Source organism: Enterovibrio norvegicus FF-33 (genome assembly GCF_000286835.2).
In the GTDB taxonomy this organism is placed as follows: domain Bacteria; phylum Pseudomonadota; class Gammaproteobacteria; order Enterobacterales; family Vibrionaceae; genus Enterovibrio; species Enterovibrio norvegicus_A.
In genome coordinates this window covers 176698-202307 of sequence record NZ_AJYD02000003.1, presented here as the reverse complement: position 1 = coordinate 202307, position 25610 = coordinate 176698, and the positions used below count along the sequence as shown (strand labels likewise).

Below are 25610 nucleotides of genomic sequence, written 5' to 3'. Positions count from 1 at the left end.
GGTGGTTTTAGGTAAGTCTTCATAAGACTTTTTCGAGAGTATGGTGGGAAAAGAATGATATGAAAATAATGATTTAATGGTAAGTGATCAACTTAAAGCATGAGTAAAGAATGGCTTACCCGTGTGTCACTTCAGGAAAGGAAGATCGCATCTCGTTATACACATCTATTCTTACTCCCCTTGAATTGTGACCACGACTTGTCGAGAACCGCCGTGGTCTCGATGTTCTCCCAGATAAATGCCCTGCCATGTCCCCAGCGCCATTCGGCCATTTGAAAGGGGAATCGACACGCTTGAGCCTAACAATGAACTCTTGATGTGTGCAGGCATGTCATCATCACCTTCATAAGTATGCTGATAGTAAGATGCGCGCTCTGGAACGAAGTGGTTGAAATGCGCTTCCATGTCGTTGCGCACGGTTGGATCAGCATTCTCGTTGAGCGTTAAACTGGCAGAAGTGTGTTGAATAAACAGGTGAACTAGCCCAACACGTAGATCGCGTAATTCTGGAATTTGTTGTTCGATTTCATCAGTAATTAAATGAAACCCGCGATGCTTTGCTTTCAGATGAATTGTTTTTTGAGTCCACATTTCACACACCTTTCTTCAGATTAATAGGTAAAGTTGGCCTTCACGGGTAATGAACCATTCTTTAGGGATACATCAATCACTGACTTAACGCAAAACGGCTGCAATGTAATCATGTCAACATGGTATCGTTCAACGAATCGCAATAAAAAGATATCCGCGTAAAACTGTGTAATGACCTAGCATGGGTACAAAGTAGATCGTAACATTACACCACTTTGGCGATGACATGACGAAGTGTGGTCTGCCTAGAATAATGTGGGATGACAGTGCCCACCAGAACCGACTCTGTCTATAAGGAACAATAACTATGTTGAAGTCCATTAATCCGACGCAAACGGCCGCGTGGAAAGCGCTGACCGCCCATTTTGAAGATGCGCAGGATTTGACCCTCACTAAGCTCTTTGCCAACGATCCGCATCGTTTTGATAAGTTCTCCGTGCGTTTCGGTAACGATATTCTGCTCGATTATTCAAAAAACCTGATCAGTGAGCAGACGTTGGATAAATTGTTCGCGCTGGCTGATGAAACCGCGCTGAAAGATGCCATTAGTGCCATGTTCCGCGGCGATAAAATCAACCAAACGGAAGATCGCGCCGTATTGCATACAGCTCTGAGAAACCGCAGCAACACACCAGTGATGGTTGATGGCGAAGATGTCATGCCACACGTGAATGCTGTGCTTGAGAAGATGAAAGCCTTCTCTGAGCGTCTGATCAGTGGTGAGTGGAAAGGTTACACAGGCAAAGAAATTACCGACGTCGTGAACATCGGTATCGGTGGTTCTGATCTTGGTCCATACATGGTCAGTGAAGCACTAGCATCATACAAAACGCGCCTGAACCTGCACTTTGTTTCCAACGTAGATGGTACTCACATTGCCGAAACGTTGAAAAACCTTGATCCAGAAACCACGCTGTTCTTGGTCGCATCGAAAACGTTTACCACCCAAGAAACCATGACCAACGCCCTGTCAGCGCGAGACTGGTTCCTTGCAACAGCGGAAGATCAAGCACACGTTGCGAAGCATTTCGCCGCACTGTCTACCAATGCAAAATCAGTTGCTGAGTTTGGTATCGACACCGACAACATGTTTGAGTTCTGGGATTGGGTTGGCGGTCGTTACTCGTTGTGGTCAGCGATCGGACTGTCGATTTGTCTGTCTGTTGGCTATGACAACTTTATTGAGTTGTTGGCGGGTGCGCACGACATGGATAACCATTTCCAGCAAGCCCCGTTGTCGCAGAACCTTCCGGTGCTACTGGCATTGATTGGTGTGTGGTACAACAATTTTTACGGCGCAGAGTCAGAAGCCATTCTGCCATACGATCAATACCTGCACCGTTTTGCCGCTTACTTCCAGCAAGGCAACATGGAATCTAACGGCAAATACACCGACCGCAGTGGCCTTCCTGTTGATTATCAAACGGGCCCTATCATTTGGGGTGAGCCAGGTACAAATGGTCAACACGCGTTTTATCAGTTGATCCACCAAGGCACTAAAATCATTCCATGTGATTTTATCGCCCCGGCGATTAGCCACAACCCGTTGAGCGACCATCATCCTAAACTGATGGCAAACTTCTTTGCACAAACGGAAGCGCTAGCGTTTGGCAAAACGCGTCAGCAAGTGGAAGCCGAGTTTTTAGCTGCCGGTAAGTCAGCTGAAGAGGTGGCTGAGCTTGTACCGTTCAAAGTGTTTGAAGGTAACCGCCCAACCAACTCGATTCTGGTTAAGCAAATTACCCCTCGCACACTGGGTGCGTTGATTGCCATGTATGAGCATAAGATCTTCGCACAAGGTGTTATCTGGAACATCTTCAGCTTCGATCAGTGGGGTGTAGAACTCGGTAAACAACTGGCGAATCAAATCTTGCCAGAGTTGGCAGACCAGCAAAACGTGGCCAGCCACGACAGTTCAACCAATGGCTTGATTAACACGTTTAAACAGTGGCGCGTGTAAGCAAACTGTTTGACTAGAAAATAAAAAACGCCGCAATTGCGGCGTTTTTTATTTGGAATACATGATTAATCGAAGCAGATCTCGATGTATGCACGACCAAATTCAGAATCAAACGGCATAAGAATAATCTGACCATCGCTTTTGTGGGTGATGGTATGATCTTTCCCGGATACCACAATTGGCGTCGCCATTTCAAAATCGAAGCCTTTTTCAGCCAGAATGCGCTTCGCACCGCCCGTCACCATATTGGTGATTTCGCCGACCATATCCGTTACATCGGCATCTATAGACGTTGGGCGTTCACCCAACATGCGGTTCATGATTTCCAGCGCGAGCTCTTCTTCAAACGTGACAGAAAGCGATCCTTTAGTCTGATCGCCAACCATGCCGATCAAACCAGACACATCACCTTTTGCGATCTCTGATTTTTTAAGCTGCGGCTTCCTTGGTGTGATTTCTAGCTGCGCCATTGTGGTCAGCACGTTCACCAATGAAGACAAGAATGGGTTTACAAATTCAGCGCGCATAATAGTTGTTCACCGTCCTACTGCATTTTATGTGTTGCCAGCTGGCATGCGTGGCATATTCCATGTGTTTCAACAACGTGATGACTCACTGCAAAACCAACCTGATTCGCCTTTTTTTGAAGGGCGTTAGACAAGGCATCCGCATGACACTCTTCTACCGTGCCACACGCATCGCAAATCAACAGTTGAGAGCAATGTTGCTCATGACCGGGCAGACAGCAAGCAATAAAGCAGTTAGTTGACTCAACTTTGTGCACAAACCCCTGAGAAAGCAAAAAATCGAGCGCTCTATAGACAGTGGGTGGCTTGGCCTGTGGTTCAATTTCCCTTAACACATCAAGCAGGTCATACGCGGTTATAGCGCGCTTGCTCTGAATAATGATGTCATACACTCGTTCCCGTTGCGTGGTCATACGCACGCCCCGTTGTTCACACAACGACTGAGCTCGGGCGATGAGTTGTGAATGATTGGCCATAAGATCTCAAAAATCAGGTTGAGATGGATATTCTATCACAGCAAAAAAAACACGCACTCTCAAGGCCGTGACCGCGGTTCGTCTTTGAGACATTGTAGCTTATACGTATGGTGATACGGGATGGGAGAACGAATGCAGCCAGCCATTTTTTGCTGGTTCAAGGTGGCAACTACGCATATTCAGATCGCCAGCTATTTGGTCCAGCTCACACTTTGAGGTAGAATCCGCTCACTTTTTATCAGGTGCTGCATTGGCGGCACTGTTGCGTGACTGAGTGCAATGAGGTTTATCCATGCTGAATGAAGCTACTGACATCCAAAATCCACAATCAGGCGTTACGTCTGAGGGTGTGTCTTACCCGTCAGCCCGTTTCTCCGTCGCTCCGATGCTGGATTGGACAGACCGCCATTGTCGCTACTTCCACCGCATTCTTTCTAAGAACGCGCTGCTGTATACCGAGATGATCACCACAGGGGCAATCATTCATGGTAAAGGCGATTTTTTGCTGTTTAATGACGAAGAGCACCCGGTGTCTTTGCAATTGGGCGGTTCTAACCCTGTCGATCTCGCGACCTGTGCCAAGCTGGCGGTTGAACGTGGCTATGACGAAATTAACTTGAACGTGGGTTGCCCGTCTGATCGTGTGCAAAACGGTCGTTTCGGTGCGTGTTTGATGGGTGAAACTGAGCTGGTGGCGCAATGTGTTTCAGCCATGAAAGCCGTGGTGGATATTCCGGTTACGGTGAAAACTCGTATCGGTATTGATGACCAAGACAGCTACGAATTTTTGGTCGATTTCGTGCGCACTGTTAACGAAAAGTCAGGCTGTGACAACTTCACGATTCATGCCCGTAAGGCGTGGCTTTCTGGTTTAAGCCCGAAAGAAAACCGTGAAATCCCGCCGCTGGATTACCCGCGTGTTTATCAGCTTAAGAAAGACTTTCCGCATCTGACGATGGCCATTAATGGCGGTATCAAATCTCTCGAAGAAGCAGAAGAGCATTTGCAATTCATGGACGGCGTGATGATTGGCCGCGAGGCTTACCAAAGCCCTTACATGATGGCAGAAGTCGATCAACGCCTGTTCGGTAGCAATGCGCCGATCATCAAGCGAAGTGACGCAGTGAAAGCCATGTTCCCTTACATTGAAGAGCAGTTGAGCAAAGGCGCTCATCTGAATCACATTAGTCGCCACATGCTGGGTATATTCCAAAACATGCCTGGCGCTCGTCAATGGCGTCGTTATATCAGCGAAAATGCGCATAAGCCGGGTTCTGGCATTGAAGTGCTTGAAGCGGCATTGGCGAAAATCCCAGCGGAGTTGAATGTTTAAATTCAACGAGCAAGGCATTGGTTAAAAATACCGCAAGAGTTGGTGTGATTTACCAATAAATAGGAAAGCGTAGCGAGTTAATCTTTACGCTTTTTTATTATCTATATGATTTTAAACAGTTAGTAAAGTTGGCCTGCTTCGTGCAATACCAGAAGATAATTGGAAGTGACACTGTGTACTCGAGGAGAGTCTGATGATTGAGTTTCTATTTCTGGTGGGGTTCACCATTGCATTGTTAGCCACTGGCATTAGTTTTATTGGCGTAATAGCAGCCATGGTCGTGGGCTTTGTCGTGATGGCACTGGCGGGCATGATTGGCTTAGTGTTTAAAATGTTGCCATGGATTATCGTGATAGCGGTGATTATTTGGTTGCTAAAAGGACGTGATAAAACCGCTAAAAATGCCCGTGATTATTACCACAAGCGTTCACGTCGTCGCGAACGAGCACGTCGTTACTAAAAGTACGACGACAAGAGGGATAGTCGCTCTTGGTGTCCAGATTTATATTGATGATTCCGCATAAAATTCCGACAGTTTGTGCGGAATTTTTGTGTCAGTTTTGCTATAGTCCTCGCAAACCATAAACTGCAAAATGTAAGGCGGAGTCCTTTCAATGAAAAAATTAAACCTTTCTCTTGCTGCGTTAGCCGTAGCAGCAACCGTTTCTCTGCCTGCGCAATCAGCGGTGCTTTTGGGCGCTAAAGCGGGTGTGGATGCTTGGTACGCCGATGCGAAAATCAACGATGTTCGTGCTGATGATACTAACGTACAGGGCTCTTACTACGTCGCATTTGAACACTTCATCCCATTGGTACCTAACGCAAAAATTCGTTACACCGATGTGAGCTCTCAAGGCGCTAACACACAGAGTGTTGCTTTTACTCAGTACGATTTGATCGCTTACTATGAAATTCTGGACAACGACCTGATTTCTTTCGATATCGGTCTGAACCTACAGAAATTTGAAGGTAACTTTGGCGTTCATAAATTCGATGAGTGGCAACCCGCTGTTTACAGTGATGTGCGTCTGGGTATTCCAGCAACGCCAGTGTCTCTGTTCGGTACCTTCAGCTTTGGTAGCTACGATGAAACCAGCACGGTTGATGCGGAAGCGGGCGTATTGTTCACGCTGGGTCTTGTTGCGGCAGATCTGAACTTTAAAGCGGGTTACCGTGTTCAAGACTACGACTTCAACTACTTTGGCGCTAACCCAGGTAAGTTCATGAACGACGGCTTCTTTGGTGGCGTTGAACTGAACTTCTAATTGCTTCCAAGCAATGCAAGTTTCGAAACCGCGCATCGGCGCGGTTTTTTTATGCCTGTTGTTGTGGCTGAAAGGGTTGCTGCAGGAGCGAAAGGTTACTGAAAAGCGGTTAACTGAAACAAGCAAAAAAACGAAGCTAGCGTCCGCCTTTTCCTTGATTTCGCGTGGGCTGAAAGCCCGCAACCGCAAGAATAACAAACACCAAGGTACAGGCAAAAACCACCAGCAGGGCGGTGACATTTAATTGTTCATACAGTGCAAAACGGATCAGTTCGACGCCAAATGTGAAGGGATTAAAGCGGCAAATCTCATACAGCCACACGCTGGCTTCTTGCATCTTCCAAAGCGGGTAGAGCGCGGAAGAGAGAAAAAACATCGGGAAGATGACAAAATTCATCACCCCCGCAAAATTTTCCAATTGCTTGATGCGAGAGGCAATCACAATCCCGAGCGCACTGAGCATGAGGGCGGTGAGAAAAAGCGCAGGGATCGCCAGAATATAACCCATCGGCTCAAGTGGTCTGTCATAAAGGGCTGCGATGACCAAGAATACGCCGACCTGCAAAACGCTGACCAATGCGCTCGCAATCTGTTTTGAAAGTAACAAGAACGGTCTAGGCAAGGGGCTGGTCAGCAACACCTTGATGCTGCCCATTTCGCGGTCATACACAATCGACAGTGAGCTTTGCATACCGTTGAACAGCAAGATCATGGCGCACAGTCCCGGCAGTATGTATTCCTCGTAATTGATGTAAGTGGAATAGGGCTCCATGATGGCGATGCCGAGCGTTGCCCGAAAACCTGCCGCAAACACAATAAGCCACAGCAGCGGCCTCACTAAGCTGGCGGCAAAACGCGCCCGCTGAGAGAAAAAACGCAGCCATTCTCGATAACAAATCCCAACAAACGCGTACCAATAGGTCATCGGGCGGCCTCCGTGTTTTCATCATCCGTGGTGAGTGCGGCAAACACTTTTGCCAGTGTGGGGTGTTGATGCAGACTGCGCAAGGTGCTGGCTTTATTGTGTGCCTGTAATTTGCCGCGATGTAAGATCAGCACATCGTCATCGTCATCCACTTCTTCAATCAAATGGGTTGCCCACAGCACACAAAGTGGTTGCTGCTCGCAAAGGGCGCGCACGGCATCCGATAACGATCTACGCGCTTTGGGATCAAGCCCGCTGGTGGGTTCATCCAGCAGCAATACTGAAGGGGAGTGCATTAAGGCGCGGACTAATTCAGTGCGCCGACGATGCCCGCCGTTTAACGCACGGACTTTGTCGTGAAGCCGATCCGTGAGCGAGAAGTGCGCCAGCAAGGGAGCCGCTTTATTCATGCTTTGTGATTGGCTGAAACCATGCAGCGCCCCGTAATAACTGAGGTTCTGCGCCACGGTTAAATCCATATCCAGTGTGCTTTGCTGAAACACCACGCCAAGCTTGGCCATGGTACGTCGGCTAGGCGTTTCATTCAGTAGCTTAATCTCGCCATGTTGGCAGGGTGCGAGCTGGGTAAGCAGCGAGAATAGGGTGCTTTTACCCGCGCCATTTGGCCCGAGCAACATATGCAAACCCTGTCCGAGCGACAGGGTGAGATCGTCTAGCGCAAGGCGCGCGCCATAACGGTAAGTGAGTTCGCTAACATCTATCATGAATGGGTTAGTTCGCCTCTTTGACTGCAACACCCCAAGGGTAGCGGCCGACTTTGACGGTTTTTAATACCTTGCGGTTTGGCACGTCGATGATCGACACATCACCACTGACGCCATTGGTGGCAAGCAGTCGGTCCTGAGCACCGTTAAACGCCATTTGCCACACGCGGCGACCTACCAACAAGTAGTCTTCGACTTCCAACGTATCAGTATTGACTACCGCCACGTGGTTTGCAGGACCTAATGCGACAAACGCCGTTTTTCCATCAGCGGTCAGGCGCACGCCCACGGGCTGAACTTTGTCTTTGTGCACGCCTTTAGGCGCAAAGTTGATTTTCTTAATGATCTCTTTGCTCGCTGTATCGATAACCGATACCGTGCCGCCGATTTCTGCACTGACCCAAAGCTGTTTGCCGTCTGGGCTGAATTCCGCATAGCGTGGACGCGCATCGACCAAAGTGTTGTGCACCATGGCGTTGGTTTTGGTGTCAATCCAGTGAACCATGTTGGAGGTTTCAGAAGTGATGATCGCCGTGTTTCCGTCCGGGCTGACCGCGACACCTTCCGGCTCCACGCCCACTTCCACTTGCGCGATCACGCTGGCGCTTGGAATATCCACCACTGTCATCAAAGCATCGTCTTCATTGGCGATGTAAAGGCGTTTGCCATCTGGATGAAGGGCGAACAATTCAGGATCTTCCCCTGATGGTAATTCGCCCACTAAGGTGTTGGTCGCTAGATCGAGCACTTGTACGGTGTCAGATTCACTGGCGCAGATGTAAAGCTGCGTGCCGTCCTTGCTGAGTTCGATGCCTCGAGGGCGATCGCCGACGGCGATGGTGTTGACCACTTCCATCGTGTCCATATCAATCACACTCAGGGTGTCGTCTTTCTCATTGGCGACGTAGGCAAATTCCTTGGCGAAGGCTGGAGCTGCGAGCATGGTGGCAAGCGTCATAGCAAGCAGAGTTCGAGTCAGAGTCATAACGTGACGTCCTTATGCGTTATCGGGTGAAGGGTATAAGCGGCATTGGCTTTGCGCGCGATCAATGCCCAAAGAATCCAATTCGTTGCGAGGGTGCAGAAAACCGTCAAATGGCGCGGAAGCAATCAGAGCCTGATCGTCAAACAGTGGCACGGTTTGGCGAAGCTGCCCATTCCATGAGCGATAGGTCAGCTTGCGACCTTTGTAAGCGGCAAGCTGAAAGCGCTCGCCCAACATAAAGGGCAGTAAGGTCGCTACGTTAGCCGTGTTGGAGGCGGTGACAGCCTCGTTAACTGAACGCACAGCGACCCACGCGGCATAATCTTTAGCGCTCATGGTGCGGGCGAACAAATCATTGAAGCGATTTTGCAGCTGAACCGCGCCCCATTGCTCAATCACGTAATGCCAACCGTCGGCGCGTAGTCCGTGTGTGCCAACCACAGGGCGAGGTAACCAAGTGTTGTAAGGCAAATGCTGACCAAACACGTTGTTTTCGTCGACAGCCCACACCACGTCGTAATCGCTCGCTTGGGTAAATAAAGGCAATTCAGCCGACGCGGTGCGGCGAAGGTCGGTATCAAAATTCCATACTTTCTCTGCGACCACCTTGTGATTGAATTTATTCAGTGTGCGTTTGACCGTCACCAAAAAGGCGTCGTCTTCTGGCGACATTCCAGAGACCAAAAACACGCGATTGAGTCGACGTACTCTGAGCCATTGCGCAATGGCGTCGGCGCGCATGCTGTAACTGAGGGCGGTATGCAGGGTGTTCGGCAGGCAGGTTGATGTGCGCAAGGCATCGTCTTGATTGCCGATGTTGAGAAGCACGGCATCGTCCGGCAGTGCCTTTCGCAAAGTCACAAGAGAAGGAGTATCAAGGTCGGTCAGGAAAAAGCGCACACCGTCTTGGTACCACTGGTTCGCGGTGGCGTTTAACTGGTCACTATCTGCGTTGGTTTCGGTGCGCAGGCTGTATTTTTGACCCAAAAATTTGCCGGTACCATTGGCATCATCAATCGACAAGGTGGCTCCTGCCTCGCCGTTATTCTCTGGTTCTCTAAGGTAGATCGGCGCGGCGGTGGAGGTATCGACGGGCTGTCGTAGAAGACCTATTTCGATGTTGACGCTGGCAAGTGTCATACAAGAAAAAAACGCGGCAAAGAGGGGCACGCAAAGTGTCATTATCCGTCCGTTGGCGAGTACAGCAAGTCTATCCATTGGTTAAAACACTCCGTATGAAATTCCGTCTTTACTGTATGCAGTGTGGTCTGCTTTTGCCAAATAGCGGGTCTCTGTTTTAAAAAAATCCTCCCAAAGAATGAGGAATAACCCCGCTTTTGTAGCATGTTCTCAATACATTGACGCTCCTACACTTCTCCCTGTACTGCTTAAACGTTCCCCGCATTGATTGAAAAAGGAGCTCGCGCAACATGGAAAAGGTTGAACGCAATATCTGCTTAGTCACCGCTGTCGCACTTGTCGCGACACTCAGTTCACAGCTTGTTTTTGCTCATGGCAATGTCACCCCGCAATCTATCGACACCACATCCATTCCGGTGCTGGGGGCTGATTGGACCGACACCAACCCTTATCGCGATTTGTCTGGCAATGTCAGGGTGGAAGTCGAGCGTATTGGCGCGTCGGCGTATAACCAAAACTGCGCACGCTGCCACGGTCTTGAAGGCATTTCAGGCGGTATTGCGCCGGATCTTCGCATCTTGTCTCCCGACTATGATGGGGATGAGTGGTACATCTATCGCGTGAAAAACGGCGCGGTGCGTAATGGCGCGGTGTACATGCCGAAGATGACGGAGCACCTCAACCAAGAAGCGCTGTGGGCAATTCGTACTTGGCTTGAATCCGTGGCGCCGGAAAACGGTTAACGGGAGGCGCAGTGATGACTCGAATTTTGCCGCTTATCTCAACAAGGCTTTGCCCTATTTTCTCGATACTGCTTGCGACATGGATGCTGCAAGTAGGGCCTTCAAATGCGCTGTCTTACGACGATATTCAATCGCGAGGAGTGATAGGCATTGCCGTGTATAGCAACTTCCCACCGTATTCGTTTATGGACGAAAATGGCAACCCTGCGGGAATGGATGTTGAGCTGGCAAATGCGTTGGCAAAAGGGCTAGGCGTCGAGCTAAATCTTCACTGGATGACACCTGATGAAACCGTTGAAGATGACATGCGCAATTACCTTTGGAAGGGGATGAACCTGTCCAGCGACGATGGCCAGCGTGTGAAAGCTGACGTCATGTTGCGAGTGCCTTACGACAGAGCATTCGCCATGCAGCGCGACGATCTCGGCTTGCCCGCTCATGAGTTGGTCCATATGTTTGCGCCCTACCACAGTGAGCGCTGGTTGCTGGCATATGACGGCGACAAACTCGATACACCGCAAACCGCAGCACGTTTTATGTATCACCCTGTTGGGGTTGAAGTCGACACCGTGCCTCAGTTTTATTTGACCACGGCATACGGCGGGCGTTTTCGCGATAACAGCCGTACCTTCCCTTCGGTAACCGAGGCTTTTTCGGCGCTGAAACGCGGCGATGTCGCCATGGTGATGGGGATGAGCTCACAGCTCCAATGGCTTCATCAGCAAGCTTCTTACCCCGCATCAAACAAGGTGAAAAACACATCACGGAACGACGAATTCTTGTCAGACACATCAAAGAAAAACGCGTCGCCAGACGCAGCTCCCACCCAGAAACTCACTGAGCTTGCATTCCCTTTACTTGGCCGTGCCGAGTGGGAACTCGGTATCGCCGTGCACACAAACTACCGTCAGTTGGCGTATGCACTGGAAGACATTGTGGTCGCACACATCGAAAACGGCGACTTCTTACGCTGGGGCGAAAAGTATGGCGTTAGCTATCAACTGCCGAATCGCTATTTGCCTGTGCCCCTTTAACGTTTAGCGCCTGCTTTCCCTGTCAAATCAAGGCCGCTATGCGGCGGGATTGGGCGAGGTGGCGCTAGCATGAAATCACGACATGACGTGCTTACCCAAGCAGTCAGCCAACAATGAGGTACTCCCATGACAGCAACGTCATTTAAACGCTGCGGCATTTATGCTGCGCTATCACTCGCTTTGACCGCCGCGCCGGTTTATGCGGGTGTCACGGACGAAGACATCCTCGCCGATCAGGAAACCACCGAGGATATCGTGACTTATGGTCTTGGGCTTCGAGGGCAGCGTTACAGCCCGCTTGAATCCATCAACCGTGAAACCGTGCAAGAAATTCGTCCGGTATGGGCATTTTCGCTGGGCGGTGAAAAGCAGCGCGGTCAAGAAAGCCAGCCGATGGTCAAAGACGGCGTCATGTATGTGACGGGCTCTTATTCACGCGTTTACGCCATTGACGTGAAAACGGGTGATGAGCTTTGGCAATACGATGCACGATTACCGGATGGCATCATGCCGTGTTGTGACGTGATTAACCGTGGCGTTGCCTTGTATGACGATTTGGTGATTTTCGGCACCTTGGACGCCAAGCTAGTAGCGTTAGATGCCAAAACGGGCAAAGTGCGCTGGAAAAAAACCGTGGATAACTACCAAGACGGCTATTCGATCACAGCTGCCCCTATTGTGGTCAAAGGTAACGTGATCACCGGCGTTTCCGGTGGTGAATTCGGTGTTGTCGGCAAAGTACGTGCGTATGACGCCAAAACCGGAGCGCTGGTTTGGGAGCGCCCGACCGTTGAAGGCCACATGGGTTACGTGTGGAAAGACGGTAAGAAAATGGAGAACGGTATTTCTGGCGGTAAGCCGGGTCAAACCTGGCCTGCGGATCTGTGGAAAAGCGGCGGCGCTGCACCTTGGTTAGGTGGCACGTATGATGCCGACACGGATTTACTGTTTTTTGGTACGGGTAACCCCGCGCCATGGAACTCCCACATGCGTCCGGGCGATAACCTCTTTTCCTCTTCTCGCCTCGCGATCGATCCCGATGACGGCAAAATTGTTTGGCACTTTCAAACCACGCCGCACGATGGCTGGGATTTTGATGGGGTGAACGAGCTGATTTCGTTTGATTACACCGAAAACGGCAAGCCAGTGAAAGCTGCCGCCACGGCTGACCGTAACGGTTTCTTTTATGTGTTGAATCGCACCAACGGTGAATTCATTCGTGGTTTCCCGTTTGTGGACAAAATCAGCTGGGCAAAAGGCTTGGATGACAAAGGTCGTCCAATGTTTGTGTCAGAGAACCGCCCAGGCGATCCAACCGAAATTAAAGACGGCAAGCAGGGCAACACCGTGACTTCCGCGCCGTCCTTCCTTGGCGGTAAAAACTGGATGCCGATGGCATATAGCGCGAAAACGGGTTTGTTCTACGTGCCTGCTAATGAGTGGCAAATGGACATTTGGAATGAGCCGGTTGCTTACAAAAAAGGGGCCGCTTACCTCGGTGCGGGTTTTACCATTAAAGCGCTAAATGAAGATTACATCGGTGTGTTGCGTGCTTACGATCCGAAAACCGGTGAGCGTGTCTGGGAATACAAAAACTATGCGCCCTTGTGGGGTGGCGTGTTGACGACCGCGGGTGGACTGGTATTCACCGGTAACCCAGAAGGCTACCTGATGGCTTTTGATGACAAGACGGGCGAGCTGCTTTACAAGTTCAATACTGGCTCTGGCATCGTGGGTAGCCCGGTGACATGGGACATGGACGGTGAGCAATACATCTCGGTCTTGTCTGGCTGGGGCGGTGCAGTGCCACTTTGGGGGGGCGACGTTGCCAAGCGCGTGAAGGACTTCAACCAAGGTGGCATGGTGTGGACCTTTAAGCTGCCGAAGCGCTAAACCTTCACGTTGAATTTACTTGATGAAAACCACAATGCCGAGCGGATGCTCGGCATTCTCTTGTCTGATGATCGCCATGAACGCAGTGATAACAGGTATTCGTCATGCAACGTGTTGCCGTTATTGAAATCGGGACAGACAGAGGTGTGCGGAGCGAATAATACTCATCGTTAAGCGCGTAAATCTGTGGCCTAGCCCTCGCTCCCGGTCTCATCTCCCTCCAAAGTATGAGATTTTGCCGACCATGGGGCGATGGAGAGATCCTGTGAGAGTTTCATACTCTAATCATAACGCCTGACACTGTTCTGAATTGACCAACTCCTTAAATAGATATTTGGTTTGACTAAGACATGTTAGGGACGACACAGGGAAAATCGCCAAACACAGGGGTGGACAATGATTTACGCAAAACCGAATACCGACGGAGCCGTCGTTAATTTTAAGGCGCGTTATGCTAACTACATCGGCGGTGACTGGGTTCCGCCAATCAAAGGGCAGTATTTCACCGACACCTCGCCTTGCACAGGTGATTCCATCGCTGAAATCCCTCGCTCAACCGCAGAAGACGTTGAGCTGGCGCTCGACGCCGCTCACCAAGCCAAAGCGACTTGGGGGGCTACATCTGCCACAGAGCGTTCAAACATCTTGCTCAAAATTGCCGATCGCATCGAAGCCAACATCGAATACTTGGCCGTGGCGGAATCGTGGGAAAACGGCAAGGCTGTTCGTGAGACCCTTGCCGCTGACCTCCCGCTTTGTGTCGATCATTTCCGCTACTTCGCCGGCGCGATTAGGTCGCAAGAGGGGTCTGCGGCTGAAATCGATGCCAATACCGTGGCCTACCACATTCATGAGCCTCTCGGTGTTGTAGGGCAAATCATCCCATGGAACTTCCCGCTATTAATGGCGGCATGGAAGCTGGCGCCAGCATTGGCTGCTGGTAACTGCATCGTTCTTAAACCCGCGGAGCAAACGCCAACCACTATCTTGTTGTTGATGGAAATCATTGGCGATCTGATCCCACCAGGCGTTTTAAACGTGATTAACGGCATGGGCCCAGAAGCCGGTCAGGCTCTGGCAACGTCAACGCGCATTGCGAAAATAGCGTTCACAGGTTCGACGGCCATTGGTAACCACGTGCTGCGCTGCGCGGCTGACAACCTGATCCCTTCAACGGTTGAGCTGGGTGGGAAATCACCGAATATCTTCTTTGAAGATGTGATGCAGCAAGAAGATGAATTCATCAGCAAAGCCGTTGAAGGCTGCGTGCTGGCGTTCTTTAACCAAGGCGAAGTGTGTACTTGCCCATCTCGCGTGCTGGTTCAAGAAAGCATTTATGACGCGTTTATCGCCAAGGTCATTGAACGCACTAAAGCGATTAAACATGGCAACCCGCTCGACACCGAAACGCAAGTGGGTGCTCAGGCATCCAATGAGCAATTCGAAAAGATCATGGGTTACATGGACATCGGCCGTGCCGAAGGTGCTGAAGTCTTGATGGGCGGTCATTCGACTGATCTGAATGGTGGTTACTATGTGCAACCGACTATCTTCAAAGGCGACAACACCATGCGTGTGTTCCAAGAAGAGATCTTTGGTCCGGTGATCGCTGTGACTACTTTCAAAGATGAAGCTGAAGCGCTAGCACTCGCCAATGACACGGAATACGGTCTGGGTGCAGGGCTTTGGACGCGTGATGTTAACCGCGCATATCGCATGGGCCGTGCTATTCAAGCGGGGCGTGTGTGGACCAACTGCTACCACCTCTATCCTGCACACGCCGCATTCGGCGGCTACAAGAAGTCAGGTATTGGCCGCGAGAACCACAAAATGATGCTCAACCATTATCAACAAACTAAAAACTTGCTGGTGAGCTACGACATCAATCCGTTAGGTTTCTTCTGATCCTTGTCCGCTCGTTGAAGGCAGTTGCGACCTCCCCGCGCTGCCTGACACAATAGCTTTTGCGGGGCATGATGCCCCGCTTTTTTATGAGCAGGTTTGTCATGCGATGGCGTAGTGCCCTGTTTCTATGGCTGCTTTTAATCTTGCTGCCTTTCTTGGTTTCTGCTGAATCTTGGCGGGAAGTGAGTGAGGAGGCACAGGCAATCTTTCCTAGCGCCACACGGATGAAAGCGTCCAGTGACACGTTACCTGTCACTGAAATCTATCAACTCGATCAGCCCCTTGGTTTTTTGTTTGAAACGGATGATCTGACCGATTTCCCCGGCTTTTCTGGTGACAGCATTAATCTGCGTGTTGGCCTCGACACCGACGGGCACATTCTCGGCATTGCCTTACTCGGCCATCATGAGCCTATTTTTCTTCACGGTCTGGGTGAAAAGCCGCTGGTGGATTTTATCAATCAGTACGGTGGTTTATCACTCAAACAACAAGTGTTAGTCGGCAGCGCGCAACAGCGTATCGCCAGTGATGACATTGTCTATTTTGATGGCGTGACCAAAGCGACGGTGTCGGTGATGGTGGTGCATGACACCATTATTTCGGCGGCGCGAAAAGTGGCGCAGGCACGGCTGACAGGCTTTGGTTCGTCAGTGCAAACCAAATTGGATACCGACACTTTTTCGCCCAAATCACTCAGCGCATTGAACGATGACAACTACCTCTATCACTGGCAACTGAGCGAGGAAGAGGCTGCCGCCGCGTTGGGGGTCAATGCCTCGCGCCTTGCCGATGCGCGCGATTCGGATCAACCCGACAATACGTCGTTTATCGATCTCACGTTGGCGGTGTTAAATCCGCCGATGGTCGGAAAAAACCTGCTCGGTGAAACGGAATACCAGCGCGTGATGAACACGCTCGCGCCCGGTGAAATCGCGTTGCTGGTGGGATCACGCGGAGGCTATCATTTTGTGGCGGACGATTTTGTTCGCGGCACCACGCCCGCTCGCTTTTCACTGCGTCAGCAAGGTAGCCCGTTGGCGCTGCGTGATGCGGATTTGTTTCATCTCCAACACGCCGACTTTGCTTTGCCACTTGCGCCGTTTGAGCGGCTCAATATCTTCACGTTCTCCGATCAGAGCGGGTTTGATCCCGCCGTGCCGCTGTCGGTCGGCATGACAGTGCAACTGGTGAAAAACCATTTGGAATCTGAGCATGTGTTTGTCGAAAGCCTATATGCATTGCCGTCGACCTTGTTGGTGGCAGTGCCGCCAACAGAAAAACCCTTGCCGCTTTGGCAACGAATTTGGATCGACAGGCAAGCTGAGATCGCGGTGATGGCGATGTATTTGGTGCTGCTCACGGGCGTGTTTGTGTTTCAGCGTCGGCTAGTGCGGTTCAATCGTTATTTGACGCCTGCGCGGCTGGCTTCTTTGGTGTTTGTGATTGGCTTCATTGGCTTTTATGCCCAAGGGCAGTTGTCGGTGGTGAATATCTACACCTTGTTGTTATCACTCTGGAATGGCTTTGATATTCGGGTGTTCTTACTCGATCCTATTTTGTTTGTGCTGTGGACGTATGTGTTCATCAGCCTGTTTTTATGGGGGCGAGGGCTGTTTTGCGGTTGGCTTTGCCCGTTTGGTGCCATGCAGGAACTTATCGCCGCAGTGGCAGAAAAGTATCGTGTTCGGCAGTGGAAAATCAGAGATGCGTGGCATCAGCGGCTGATTTATCTCAAATACTTCGTTTTAGTGTTGCTGGTGGGCATGGCGTTTAACCGTTTGTCGCTGGCCGAAACCCTGGCAGAGGTCGAACCGTTCAAAACGGCCGTCACCTTGGTGTTTGATCGCAGCCTGCCTTTCGTGATTTATGCCTTGGCTCTGCTGCTGATCAGCGCGCGTGTTCACAAAGCCTATTGTCGCTACCTTTGCCCACTCGGAGCGGGGTTGGCGGTATTGGGACGTTTTCGGCTTTTCAGTTGGCTGAATCGTCGCAGCGAATGCGGTAGCCCATGTCGTCTATGTGAAAAAAGTTGCGGTATCAATGCCATCCACAACGACGGAAGCATTGATTACAACGAGTGTGTGCAGTGTTTAGAGTGCGTGGCGATCATCAGTGATGAAAATCGCTGCGTGGCAAACAAATACGGCAAGAACCGAAAATCGAAAAGGGCGACTCAGTCATCAGATGAAAGCGTGGTAGTGGTTGTTTCACCAAATATTTATTAGTGGTGAGAGGGAGTCAGTATTGGCTTTCCCTGATTAGGCAAAAGTCTATTGTGTCTCGTACGAGAGAAATCATCACAAAGTAGGATTGGTAGTTTTAGGACTTCTTATTAGGCTAGAAACGGTGGCGAGTATTTTTGTCACTTGAGTATCTGGTACAAGGAGTAAGCACTATGTGGAAAAAACCTAGCTACACAGAACTACGACTCGGCTTTGAAGTCACCCTCTATATCAGCAATCGTTGAGAGAGTCGAAATGGGATGCCGCCTTCGGGATGCATCCCTTTTTTTATGTTCGTAAAAACGTTCGTAAAAGACGGTTTGAAAAATACCGATAATAAAATACAGACAGCAAAGGAGTGCGTTGATGCAGATTGTGGTTCTGGGTTCTGCCGCAGGAGGCGGTTTTCCTCAATGGAATTGTCATTGCCGTATGTGTCAGTCGGTGCGTAACGGCACCAGCCGCGCCTTGCCTCGCACGCAATCTTCCATTGCTGTCAGTGATGACGGTGAAAACTGGGTAGTGATTAACACATCGCCCGATATTCGCCAGCAAATTAATGCCACGCCGCAGCTTGCCAAAGCCGACGGTTCAAGGGGGTCAGCCATTCGCGCGGTGATCGTGACGGATGCGCAAATTGATCACACCACAGGGCTGCTCATCTTGCGTGAAGGCTTACCGCTCGATTTGTACTGCACACCGGAAGTGGAACAAGAACTCAGCTCTAGCTATCCCATTTTGTCGATGATGAAACATTGGGAAGGCGGTTATCGAACCCACACGATCGATGCGCAATCTGCTGATGGCTGGCATATTCCGGCGGTGCCTGCGTTACGTTTTACCCCGATCACGTTAACGTCGAATGCACCGCCATTTTCTCCTTTTCGTCATCGACCGCGTCCCGGTGACAACATCGGTCTAAAAATAACCGATACACGCAGCGGGAAATCGTTGTTCTATGCGCCGGGGTTAGGGGTGAAAGATGATCCAGCTGTGCTTTCAGCGCTAGCCGATGCCGATTGCGTGATGATAGATGGCACCTTGTGGACGGATGATGAAATGATCCGTGAAGGGCTAGGGGAATCCCTTGGCAGCGACATGGGACACTTATCTGTGTCCGGTGAGAACGGCATGTTGGCGCTGCTTGCTGAATACGAGAAGCCGCGCAAAGTGTTGATCCATATTAACAACACTAACCCTATTCTCGACCCTGATTCTAGCGAGCATCAAGCGGTGTTGGATGCCGGTGTCGACATCGCATTTGATGGCATGGAAATTACCGTTTAGGCGTTAAAGCACCAGAAATTCGCCACGCAGTATGCGACCCCAAGGAGGGATGATGACGAACACTGCCATGACAACAGCGATGAGCCGAGAAGCATTTAAGGAAGCACTGCTCAGTAAAGGGCAGTACTACCATATTCATCATCCTTTTCACAAAGCCATGTACAGCGGCAATTGCACCAAAGCGCAAATTCGCGCTTGGGTGGCGAACCGTTTTTACTATCAAACCTCCATACCTATTAAAGATGCCGCCATTATGGCCAATTGCCGTGACCCTGACATTCGACGCGAATGGGTACAGCGTATTCTCGATCATGATGGGCATCAGAGCCTTGATTGCAAATGGGGCGGCATTGAAGCCTGGCTTCGATTAGCGGAAGCCGTGGGCTTGGATCGCCAAGATGTGATTGATGAGAAATGGGTGCTACCGGGTGTACGTTTTGCCGTGGATGCCTATGTCAATTTTGCGCGTCGAGCAACATGGCAAGAAGCCGCCTGCTCGTCGTTAACCGAATTGTTTGCACCGGAAATTCATCAATCACGATTGGATTCTTGGCCTACCCATTATGCGTGGATTGATCCCGAGGGGCTGACTTATTTTCGTCAGCGCTTGAGTCAGGCACGTCGCGATGTGGCGCATGGATTGTCGATCACGCTTGATCATTTTCAAACTGCAGAACAGCAAGGCAAGGCGCTGAATATCCTCCAGTTTAAGCTTGATATTCTGTGGTCTTTACTCGATGCCATCAGCATGGCGTATGAATTTGAACGCCCGCCGTATGTGGGGATCACTGACAAGCCGGTCTGGCATCATGCGCTTGACCGATCATGAACGGCCGTAGGCGGTCTAACATCAAGGAGTGACAGTGTGTGAGTGATGAGCCGAAGTACCAGCGAAATGCCATGTTTCGTATGCAGTTTGAAAAAGCACAGGATTGCCATGTGCTGCTGTTTCCAGAAGGCATGGTGAAGCTCAGTGAAAGCGCCGCAGAAATTTTGACGCAGTTTGATTCGCCACGATCTGTCTTGGAGGTGATTGCGCAGTTGGAAGAAAAGTTTCCCGGTGTGGATCTGGCGCAAGATGTGAATGAGTTTGTGGAGGTCGCCCGTGACAAAAAATGGCTCGAGAACTGTTAATCCGCCGCTTTGGTTACTGGCAGAGCTGACCTATCGCTGTCCGCTTCACTGCGCGTATTGTTCTAACCCGCTGAATCTTGGTGACGCAGCCGATGAGCTTTCCACCGAAGAGTGGTATCGCGTTTTAGATCAAGGGCGCGAGCTGGGGGCGGTGCAACTTGGGTTCTCCGGTGGCGAGCCTTTGCTGCGTAAAGATTTGGAATTGCTGGTCGCACACGCGCATCAACTGGGTTATTACACCAACCTCATTACTTCAGCCGTTGGCCTCAACGAAAAACGCATTGAAGCGCTGAAGATCGCAGGGTTGGATCATATTCAGATCAGCTTTCAATCTGCCGATCCCGATTTGAGCGATGCCATTGCGGGCAAGCGTCATGCCTTCGCCCACAAAAAAGCCATGTTCAATTCTGTGAAAGCGCACGGCTTTCCAATGGTGATGAACGTGGTGATCACAAGGCAAAATATCGAGTCGATTGAAGCCATTATGGCGCTGGCGATTGAACTCAACGCAGATTTTGTTGAACTGGCGACCTCCCAATACTATGGCTGGGCGCTGCACAATCGCGATGCCTTGCTGCCCTCACGCACTCAAATCGAACAAGCTGAAGCCAAAGTAAACGCACTGCGTGACACGCAACAAGGGGTCGGACCCAAGTTTATTTTCGTCACGCCGGATTATCACGAGAGCCGCCCCAAGCCTTGTATGAGTGGCTGGGGGAACATATTCATGAACATTGCCCCGGATGGTTTGGCTCTGCCGTGCCACAGCGCGGCTATGCTCGATTTACCTCATCCAAACGTGAAAGATCACTCGCTTTCGCACATTTGGCATGACTCAGAAAGCTTTAATCACTTCCGCGGATTTGACTGGATGCAGGAACCTTGCCGAAGCTGTAATGAGAAGGAAAAGGATTTTGGTGGTTGTCGATGTCAGGCGATGTTGCTGACAGGGGACCCTGCCAAAGCCGATCCAGTTTGCAGCAAGTCTCCCGATCACCATGTGATCGAAGAGGCGGTGGCAAAGGCAAATCAAGGCTGTCACAGCACAGCATTGGCGAGAACCATTAAAAATAGCCAACTGATTTTGTCTGTCAAACCTTGAGCATCTTGATGAGGGAAGTCTATGGCGAAATCACATCCTGCCGCGCCGGATTGGCTATTGTTGCCGCCCAACGAGCAGCAATTGGAAACAGGGTGGGTGGGTTATCGCCATGTGAGTGGAGCGCTGCACTGGCATCATGCCTCGTCGGAAGAATCACGCTTAAGTGCGGCGATTGTTCTCCCCACGCCCGTTAATGATGACAGTGGGATCACCCATGCGTTAGAACACATGGTGTTGCGTGGTTCCATGCGCTATCCCGAACCCGAAACCTTTCTTTCCCTTCGCAGTGAGCTGGCTTTGCTCGAATTCAATGCCAGCACCCAAAAAGAGACCACCCGTTTTCACCTGTCAGGGTATGACCCGAATTCAGTACTGCGCGGCATAGGCTTTTTTGCGGACAGCATTTTGTCGCCGCAGCTGACGCAAGAAGATTTTGATCAGGAAATCGTTCGTCAGCATGACAGTGGGTACGACGGCGCGATGTATCGTGAAATTGGCGAATACATGCGTCATCAAAGCTTTCGAGCGTCTACGGTGCAAGCGGTGAATAGTGACCTGCGAGCGGCGCTGTATGGTGGGATGCCCGATACGATTCCCAAATTAGATATCGGCATGCTTCGTCGCTATCACCGCCATTATTATCGTCCTGACAACATGCTGCTACTGACCTCAGGTTCTTGGCCGATGGTGGCGTTATGGCGGCAAATGTCCAAAGCGCTTAACAATGTGGGAGAGCCTTTGCCAGTATCAATGGAAATCCCGAATATATTCGCGGACATTCCACTTGAGAAAGACGGCGATCGAATTGAAACCTTGCCGTTTTCTTCACATTGGGCGGCGGCGCTATATCCGACGCTGAATGCGCTTAAGAGCCAGAAACAGTTGAAAGCCTTAGGGGCGGAACTGCTGCCGTTGACCAGTGATTTTCAACCTGTGCCCGCGCTGCGATGTCGCGTGTCGGCGCAATGTGACAAGCATGCCCTTGAACGTCATATTGATGATTGCTGCATTCGTCTTTCTTCACGTCGTGCGATGTGGCAAACCGGTTGTTTCACGCTGCAACAGGGCAGAAACATGGTGAATCGATGGGGGAATGGGTTGCAGCGTTTGTATCACGAATTTTCAGAAACCCCATTTGCACCACCGTGTTTACAAGCAGACGTCTGCGATTCTTTGCTGCAACAAGACCCGAAAGAGAATACACCGCATCGTCATGGCGAATGGCTTTCTCCTTGCCCGCCGCTGACTCGCATGGCGATTTTGTGTCGCAGCAATGTGCGTGATGCAGAAACGCGTAGCAGCTTGGAACGCTGGCTTTTGCTTTGTCAGCAGCGCACGCTCAGATGGGCATGGATGAAAGGTAAGCCCATGCTTGGCTCGATGAGGGAGTGGCATTGTGCCAATGCGTTGGTGCTGGGCTATACCGTGGATTTGCCTGAAAGAGACGTCGTCGCACTGCGCCATTTCTGGCATCAAACACTGAGTGCAGATGAGATCAGTGCCGTCGATGGCGAGTGGCAGCACACGCCGCAAGGCATTGTGTTTTGCTGTGCGGGCAGTGTTCCTGTGGTTCGCACAGGGGCTATCATGGCCAGTCACCGAGATGACGAGACGGCGATGCATGTGACGTTGTCTTTCCCTCATACGACCGAAGCAGGCGCCATGGCAGCGCTTGGGCAAGCGGTAATGGCATCCTCATTGGTGCAAAAGCGTCGATTAGGTGGGCGCTGTTACAGCTTTGCGGTATCGCTGGATTTAATGAGCTTCGAATTGACCTTTGATACCGTGGCCGATAGCGATCCGAGTGTCAGTTTCATTGCGCTGCTAAATGCGTTTGAAACCCTTTCTTTACCCTTAGGTGAAATTGGTTTTGAACAAGCATGCCGCGGTGGATTGGGTCTGGTATCGGCGCGTTACAACAAATCTCATGCCCGATTTCATCGTGCTTTGCTTAACACAGTAGGGCGAAGCGTCGCGCTGGATTTCTCTGTGGTGACCCCAACAAATCTCGCCCAACTGGCAACCAAAGTGCTTTATGCGTTAAAGCACCCAACGTTGCATTGAAGCGGGTTCGATCCGGTGATCAGATCGCTTTGCCGATAGATCACCGTTTGAGGTAGCGATCAAAGTCGATATTGGTGACGCCAACAACCGCTTGGATTCGATTGTGCACGCCCAATTTCTTTAAGATCGCTGACACGTGAGATTTAACCGTGGTTTCGGAAATACTCAGCTCGTAAGCGATCTGCTTGTTGGCGGAGCCTTGTGCCATCGATTTTAATACCAACAATTGGCGGCGCGTCAGGGTGTGGAGCATTTCAGGAGAAAACTGCGGGTCGTCTTTACGACGCGGAGAGCCGTCTTTATCGCTCTCTGCGCGAATGATGTCAGCCGGTAAATACACATGGCCATCAAGTATTTGCTCAAAGGCCTCGCGCATTTTCTCGCGAGAAGCGCTTTTGGCGATGAAACCTACGGCACCATACGCAATGGTCTGCAAGATGATTTGTTTGTTGGTTTCCGCTGAAATAATCGCGATAGGGATGGTGGGGTGTTGATTGCGAAGCTCGAGCAAACCTTTAAGGCCGGCCATGCCAGGCATGTTGAGATCAAGCAAGATAAGATCCAGCTCAGAATGCTCATCCGCCAGCACCAGCGTGCGTTCGATATCTTCTGACTGAAGGATCTCACACTCTTCATAGCGCCCGCGGATCACCGAGATCAGCGCATCACGAAAGAGAGGATGATCGTCAGCAACGAGAAATTTGTACATAACACAATCCCTTCAAGTAGTCGCACCACCATCTTCCCGATAGGGCTTACAACTGTGTATCTGCAAGTTTAAAACGCCAGATTCTGCAGGTTAAAAAAAAGCGATGCCATCATCACGTCATAGGCAACGATACGCCTGTCTTTTAGTGTAGAGACCCTGATTCCATTTGTGACCCATGACCTGTCACATTCTTGAAATTTTTGGCTCGCACAGTTTGCAAAATTGTAAATATCCTTCGTAAGTATGAGGTTTCAATACCAATACAACGAGTAAACTAATAAGTGATGTATACCTTGTATCTCGAGGTTACTCGGGTATCGAGACACCTAATTTGATCGTGATTCAATTCTGAACGCGACTAGGAGGCCGACATGGCAGCGCTTCAACCATCAGTGCAGCAATCGTCAGTGCAGAAACAGGCAATATTCAGTGCAGCGACTTATCAGCTTGATGCGACCAAGGCGGCGCATGAACTCGCCCTTCAGCTTGATAACGAAGAGATTGGCTTTGTGCTGTTCTTTTGCTCCTCGGCTTACGATTTGGAGGCGCTGGGCAAAGAGATGAACCATGCGTTCTCGCATTGCGAGGTGATGGGTTGCACGTCGGCGGGGGAAATTACCGAATCGGGGTATGCCAAAAGCAGTATCAGTGCGCTGGGCTTTTCACGCCGAGATTTTAAAGTGTCTGGGATGCGCGTGCCGTTAGAAGAGTTTGATCTTCATGCGGCGCAGCTTTGTGTCAGCTCGCTCATTGAAGCTTGCCAGCACGATCAAAAAGCGCCGATCAGCAGTAACACTTTCGTACTGACGTTAATTGATGGCCTCTCGCCAAACGAAGAGCGCTTTTTGGTCACGCTCGATACCGCGCTGGGTCGTTTGCCGCATTTTGGTGGCTCGGCAGGCGATGACATCAACCTTGCCAATACTCATGTTTACAGTGAAGGGGCGTTTCATACTGAATCTGCCATTGTGGTGATGTTCAACACCCATTGCCCCTTTGAAGTGTTCACCACTCACCATATTGAAAGCCTCGACAGTAAGCTGGTGGTAACCGAAGCCGATTGTACAGCGCGTCGCGTTTACGAATTTAATGCCGAACCGGCTGCAGAGGTATACGCAAGGGAAGTGGGGATCGCTCTGGAAGATCTGCGCCCTGAGATCTATGCCTTGCACCCGCTAGCGGTATTGATTGGCGATCAGTATTACGTCCGCTCGATCCAGAAAGTGAATGAAGATCTGAGCCTCGATTTCTATTGTGCGGTGGATGACGGCATTGTGGTCACTGCGATGCGACCGGGCGATCTGTTTGCCGATACACAAACCAAACTGAGCGCGATTGAAGCACGCATTGGCGAGCTTGAAATGACCTTAGGTTGTGACTGTTTCTTGCGGCGGTTGGAGATCGAACAGGCGCAGATGCGCGATAAAGCCAAAGCCATGTTTGCCCGTTTTCGTCTCATTGGTTTTAACACGTATGGCGAGCAGCTCAATGGTATCCACATGAACCAGACGCTCACAGGGGTGATGATTGGGAAGCCGCCAAAATCAGGCGAACCTTATACGGAAAATGCAGAGCGAAAGGTAGGCTAAA

The 25610-nt window shown here is 50.6% G+C and carries 24 protein-coding genes; 16 read left to right on the top strand and 8 right to left on the bottom strand.

The window, feature by feature from the left end; translation table 11 throughout:
* Nucleotides 1–171 precede the first annotated feature (171 nt).
* The gene (locus tag A1OO_RS01315; RefSeq protein ID WP_016959094.1) at nucleotides 172–591 is read right to left on the bottom strand and encodes a secondary thiamine-phosphate synthase enzyme YjbQ; all 420 of its coding nucleotides are present in this window, start codon (nucleotides 589–591) and stop codon (nucleotides 172–174) included.
* A gap of 307 nt (nucleotides 592–898) precedes the next feature.
* Here A1OO_RS01315 and pgi point away from each other — a divergent pair, with 307 nt between their 5' ends.
* Nucleotides 899–2551 (top strand): glucose-6-phosphate isomerase, encoded by a 1653-nt coding sequence (gene pgi / locus A1OO_RS01310; RefSeq protein WP_017005270.1) that lies wholly within the window; start codon nucleotides 899–901, stop codon nucleotides 2549–2551.
* A gap of 65 nt (nucleotides 2552–2616) precedes the next feature.
* On the opposite strand, the gene A1OO_RS01305 is transcribed toward pgi, so the two are convergent.
* Complete coding sequence (locus tag A1OO_RS01305) at nucleotides 2617–3078, bottom strand: chemotaxis protein CheX (RefSeq protein ID WP_016959092.1); 462 nt, start codon at nucleotides 3076–3078, stop codon at nucleotides 2617–2619.
* Between the two features lie 17 nt (nucleotides 3079–3095).
* Nucleotides 3096–3554: a zinc uptake transcriptional repressor Zur gene (zur, locus tag A1OO_RS01300; RefSeq protein ID WP_017005269.1), complete on the bottom strand. Its 459-nt coding sequence runs from the start codon at nucleotides 3552–3554 to the stop codon at nucleotides 3096–3098.
* A gap of 292 nt (nucleotides 3555–3846) precedes the next feature.
* Here zur and dusA point away from each other — a divergent pair, with 292 nt between their 5' ends.
* The 3 genes from dusA to A1OO_RS01285 all read left to right on the top strand — a co-directional run bounded on the left by dusA (nucleotide 3847) and on the right by A1OO_RS01285 (nucleotide 6152).
* Nucleotides 3847–4887: a tRNA dihydrouridine(20/20a) synthase DusA gene (gene dusA / locus A1OO_RS01295; protein ID WP_017005268.1), complete on the top strand. Its 1041-nt coding sequence runs from the start codon at nucleotides 3847–3849 to the stop codon at nucleotides 4885–4887.
* 193 nt (nucleotides 4888–5080) lie between these two features.
* Nucleotides 5081–5347, top strand: coding sequence for an envelope stress response protein PspG (gene pspG / locus A1OO_RS01290; protein ID WP_016959089.1), 267 nt, complete (start codon nucleotides 5081–5083; stop codon nucleotides 5345–5347).
* A gap of 154 nt (nucleotides 5348–5501) precedes the next feature.
* Nucleotides 5502–6152, top strand: coding sequence for a TIGR04219 family outer membrane beta-barrel protein (locus A1OO_RS01285; RefSeq protein WP_016959088.1), 651 nt, complete (start codon nucleotides 5502–5504; stop codon nucleotides 6150–6152).
* 136 nt (nucleotides 6153–6288) lie between these two features.
* Here A1OO_RS01285 and A1OO_RS01280 read toward each other — a convergent pair whose 3' ends face one another.
* From A1OO_RS01280 to A1OO_RS01265, 4 genes are read right to left on the bottom strand one after another with little or no spacing between them, the layout of a single operon-like run.
* Nucleotides 6289–7077, bottom strand: a complete 789-nt coding sequence (locus A1OO_RS01280) for an ABC transporter permease (RefSeq protein WP_017005267.1) — start codon at nucleotides 7075–7077, stop codon at nucleotides 6289–6291.
* Entirely contained in the window at nucleotides 7074–7802 is a 729-nt protein-coding gene (locus A1OO_RS01275) for an ATP-binding cassette domain-containing protein (RefSeq protein ID WP_016959086.1), read from the bottom strand. Before A1OO_RS01275 ends, A1OO_RS01280 begins: the two co-directional genes overlap by 4 nt.
* Before the next feature lie 7 nt (nucleotides 7803–7809).
* Nucleotides 7810–8787, bottom strand: coding sequence for a YVTN family beta-propeller repeat protein (locus tag A1OO_RS01270; RefSeq protein ID WP_016959085.1), 978 nt, complete (start codon nucleotides 8785–8787; stop codon nucleotides 7810–7812).
* Nucleotides 8788–8799: 12 nt separating this feature from the next.
* On the bottom strand, nucleotides 8800–9969 hold the full coding sequence (locus A1OO_RS01265) for an ABC transporter substrate-binding protein (RefSeq protein WP_017005266.1): 1170 nt from the start codon (nucleotides 9967–9969) through the stop codon (nucleotides 8800–8802).
* Between the two features lie 248 nt (nucleotides 9970–10217).
* Here A1OO_RS01265 and pedF point away from each other — a divergent pair, with 248 nt between their 5' ends.
* The 11 genes from pedF (at nucleotide 10218) to A1OO_RS01215 (ending at nucleotide 23311) form a co-directional block, all read left to right on the top strand.
* Nucleotides 10218–10670: a cytochrome c-550 PedF gene (gene pedF, locus A1OO_RS01260; RefSeq protein WP_017005265.1), complete on the top strand. Its 453-nt coding sequence runs from the start codon at nucleotides 10218–10220 to the stop codon at nucleotides 10668–10670.
* A gap of 14 nt (nucleotides 10671–10684) precedes the next feature.
* Nucleotides 10685–11704, top strand: a complete 1020-nt coding sequence (locus A1OO_RS01255; RefSeq protein WP_026024103.1) for a substrate-binding periplasmic protein — start codon at nucleotides 10685–10687, stop codon at nucleotides 11702–11704.
* Nucleotides 11705–11830: 126 nt separating this feature from the next.
* Nucleotides 11831–13597, top strand: coding sequence for a PQQ-dependent methanol/ethanol family dehydrogenase (locus A1OO_RS01250; protein WP_016959080.1), 1767 nt, complete (start codon nucleotides 11831–11833; stop codon nucleotides 13595–13597).
* Between the two features lie 396 nt (nucleotides 13598–13993).
* The gene (gene exaC / locus A1OO_RS01245) at nucleotides 13994–15502 is read left to right on the top strand and encodes an acetaldehyde dehydrogenase ExaC (RefSeq protein ID WP_016959079.1); all 1509 of its coding nucleotides are present in this window, start codon (nucleotides 13994–13996) and stop codon (nucleotides 15500–15502) included.
* A 101-nt stretch (nucleotides 15503–15603) separates the two neighbouring features.
* Nucleotides 15604–17727 carry a NosR/NirI family protein gene (locus A1OO_RS01240; RefSeq protein WP_017005263.1) on the top strand — a complete coding sequence of 708 codons (2124 nt, stop codon included), beginning with the start codon at nucleotides 15604–15606 and terminating at the stop codon, nucleotides 17725–17727.
* Nucleotides 17728–17897: 170 nt separating this feature from the next.
* Nucleotides 17898–17969 (top strand): pyrroloquinoline quinone precursor peptide PqqA, encoded by a 72-nt coding sequence (pqqA, locus tag A1OO_RS23940; protein ID WP_081796241.1) that lies wholly within the window; start codon nucleotides 17898–17900, stop codon nucleotides 17967–17969.
* A gap of 121 nt (nucleotides 17970–18090) precedes the next feature.
* Nucleotides 18091–19011: a pyrroloquinoline quinone biosynthesis protein PqqB gene (gene pqqB, locus A1OO_RS01235; RefSeq protein ID WP_017005262.1), complete on the top strand. Its 921-nt coding sequence runs from the start codon at nucleotides 18091–18093 to the stop codon at nucleotides 19009–19011.
* Between the two features lie 52 nt (nucleotides 19012–19063).
* The gene (gene pqqC / locus A1OO_RS01230) at nucleotides 19064–19840 is read left to right on the top strand and encodes a pyrroloquinoline-quinone synthase PqqC (RefSeq protein ID WP_017005261.1); all 777 of its coding nucleotides are present in this window, start codon (nucleotides 19064–19066) and stop codon (nucleotides 19838–19840) included.
* 38 nt (nucleotides 19841–19878) lie between these two features.
* On the top strand, nucleotides 19879–20145 hold the full coding sequence (pqqD, locus tag A1OO_RS01225; RefSeq protein WP_016959075.1) for a pyrroloquinoline quinone biosynthesis peptide chaperone PqqD: 267 nt from the start codon (nucleotides 19879–19881) through the stop codon (nucleotides 20143–20145).
* Nucleotides 20117–21247 carry a pyrroloquinoline quinone biosynthesis protein PqqE gene (gene pqqE / locus A1OO_RS01220; RefSeq protein WP_017005260.1) on the top strand — a complete coding sequence of 377 codons (1131 nt, stop codon included), beginning with the start codon at nucleotides 20117–20119 and terminating at the stop codon, nucleotides 21245–21247. The genes pqqD and pqqE overlap by 29 nt, the downstream gene beginning before the upstream one ends.
* 21 nt (nucleotides 21248–21268) lie before the next feature.
* Nucleotides 21269–23311, top strand: a complete 2043-nt coding sequence (locus tag A1OO_RS01215) for an insulinase family protein (RefSeq protein ID WP_017005259.1) — start codon at nucleotides 21269–21271, stop codon at nucleotides 23309–23311.
* A 40-nt stretch (nucleotides 23312–23351) separates the two neighbouring features.
* Here the strand turns inward: A1OO_RS01215 and A1OO_RS01210 are convergent, their stop codons facing one another.
* Nucleotides 23352–24020, bottom strand: a complete 669-nt coding sequence (locus tag A1OO_RS01210) for a response regulator (protein WP_016959072.1) — start codon at nucleotides 24018–24020, stop codon at nucleotides 23352–23354.
* 371 nt (nucleotides 24021–24391) lie between these two features.
* Here A1OO_RS01210 and nosP point away from each other — a divergent pair, with 371 nt between their 5' ends.
* Nucleotides 24392–25609 carry a nitric oxide-sensing protein NosP gene (gene nosP / locus A1OO_RS01205; protein ID WP_017005258.1) on the top strand — a complete coding sequence of 406 codons (1218 nt, stop codon included), beginning with the start codon at nucleotides 24392–24394 and terminating at the stop codon, nucleotides 25607–25609.
* Nucleotide 25610: the final 1 nt, after the last annotated feature.

Excerpts from the sequence above, each read along its gene's own strand:
- A1OO_RS01315 (WP_016959094.1), bottom strand. The coding sequence starts at position 591 with ATGTGGACTCAAAAAACAATTCATCTGAAAGCAAAGCATCGCGGGTTT.
- pgi (WP_017005270.1), top strand. The coding sequence starts at position 899 with ATGTTGAAGTCCATTAATCCGACGCAAACGGCCGCGTGGAAAGCGCTG.
- A1OO_RS01305 (WP_016959092.1), bottom strand. The coding sequence starts at position 3,078 with ATGCGCGCTGAATTTGTAAACCCATTCTTGTCTTCATTGGTGAACGTG.
- zur (WP_017005269.1), bottom strand. The coding sequence starts at position 3,554 with ATGGCCAATCATTCACAACTCATCGCCCGAGCTCAGTCGTTGTGTGAA.
- dusA (WP_017005268.1), top strand. The coding sequence starts at position 3,847 with ATGCTGAATGAAGCTACTGACATCCAAAATCCACAATCAGGCGTTACG.
- pspG (WP_016959089.1), top strand. The coding sequence starts at position 5,081 with ATGATTGAGTTTCTATTTCTGGTGGGGTTCACCATTGCATTGTTAGCC.
- A1OO_RS01285 (WP_016959088.1), top strand. The coding sequence starts at position 5,502 with ATGAAAAAATTAAACCTTTCTCTTGCTGCGTTAGCCGTAGCAGCAACC.
- A1OO_RS01280 (WP_017005267.1), bottom strand. The coding sequence starts at position 7,077 with ATGACCTATTGGTACGCGTTTGTTGGGATTTGTTATCGAGAATGGCTG.
- A1OO_RS01275 (WP_016959086.1), bottom strand. The coding sequence starts at position 7,802 with ATGATAGATGTTAGCGAACTCACTTACCGTTATGGCGCGCGCCTTGCG.
- A1OO_RS01270 (WP_016959085.1), bottom strand. The coding sequence starts at position 8,787 with ATGACTCTGACTCGAACTCTGCTTGCTATGACGCTTGCCACCATGCTC.
- A1OO_RS01265 (WP_017005266.1), bottom strand. The coding sequence starts at position 9,969 with ATGACACTTTGCGTGCCCCTCTTTGCCGCGTTTTTTTCTTGTATGACA.
- pedF (WP_017005265.1), top strand. The coding sequence starts at position 10,218 with ATGGAAAAGGTTGAACGCAATATCTGCTTAGTCACCGCTGTCGCACTT.
- A1OO_RS01255 (WP_026024103.1), top strand. The coding sequence starts at position 10,685 with ATGACTCGAATTTTGCCGCTTATCTCAACAAGGCTTTGCCCTATTTTC.
- A1OO_RS01250 (WP_016959080.1), top strand. The coding sequence starts at position 11,831 with ATGACAGCAACGTCATTTAAACGCTGCGGCATTTATGCTGCGCTATCA.
- exaC (WP_016959079.1), top strand. The coding sequence starts at position 13,994 with ATGATTTACGCAAAACCGAATACCGACGGAGCCGTCGTTAATTTTAAG.
- A1OO_RS01240 (WP_017005263.1), top strand. The coding sequence starts at position 15,604 with ATGCGATGGCGTAGTGCCCTGTTTCTATGGCTGCTTTTAATCTTGCTG.
- pqqB (WP_017005262.1), top strand. The coding sequence starts at position 18,091 with ATGCAGATTGTGGTTCTGGGTTCTGCCGCAGGAGGCGGTTTTCCTCAA.
- pqqC (WP_017005261.1), top strand. The coding sequence starts at position 19,064 with ATGACGAACACTGCCATGACAACAGCGATGAGCCGAGAAGCATTTAAG.
- A1OO_RS01215 (WP_017005259.1), top strand. The coding sequence starts at position 21,269 with ATGGCGAAATCACATCCTGCCGCGCCGGATTGGCTATTGTTGCCGCCC.
- A1OO_RS01210 (WP_016959072.1), bottom strand. The coding sequence starts at position 24,020 with ATGTACAAATTTCTCGTTGCTGACGATCATCCTCTCTTTCGTGATGCG.
- nosP (WP_017005258.1), top strand. The coding sequence starts at position 24,392 with ATGGCAGCGCTTCAACCATCAGTGCAGCAATCGTCAGTGCAGAAACAG.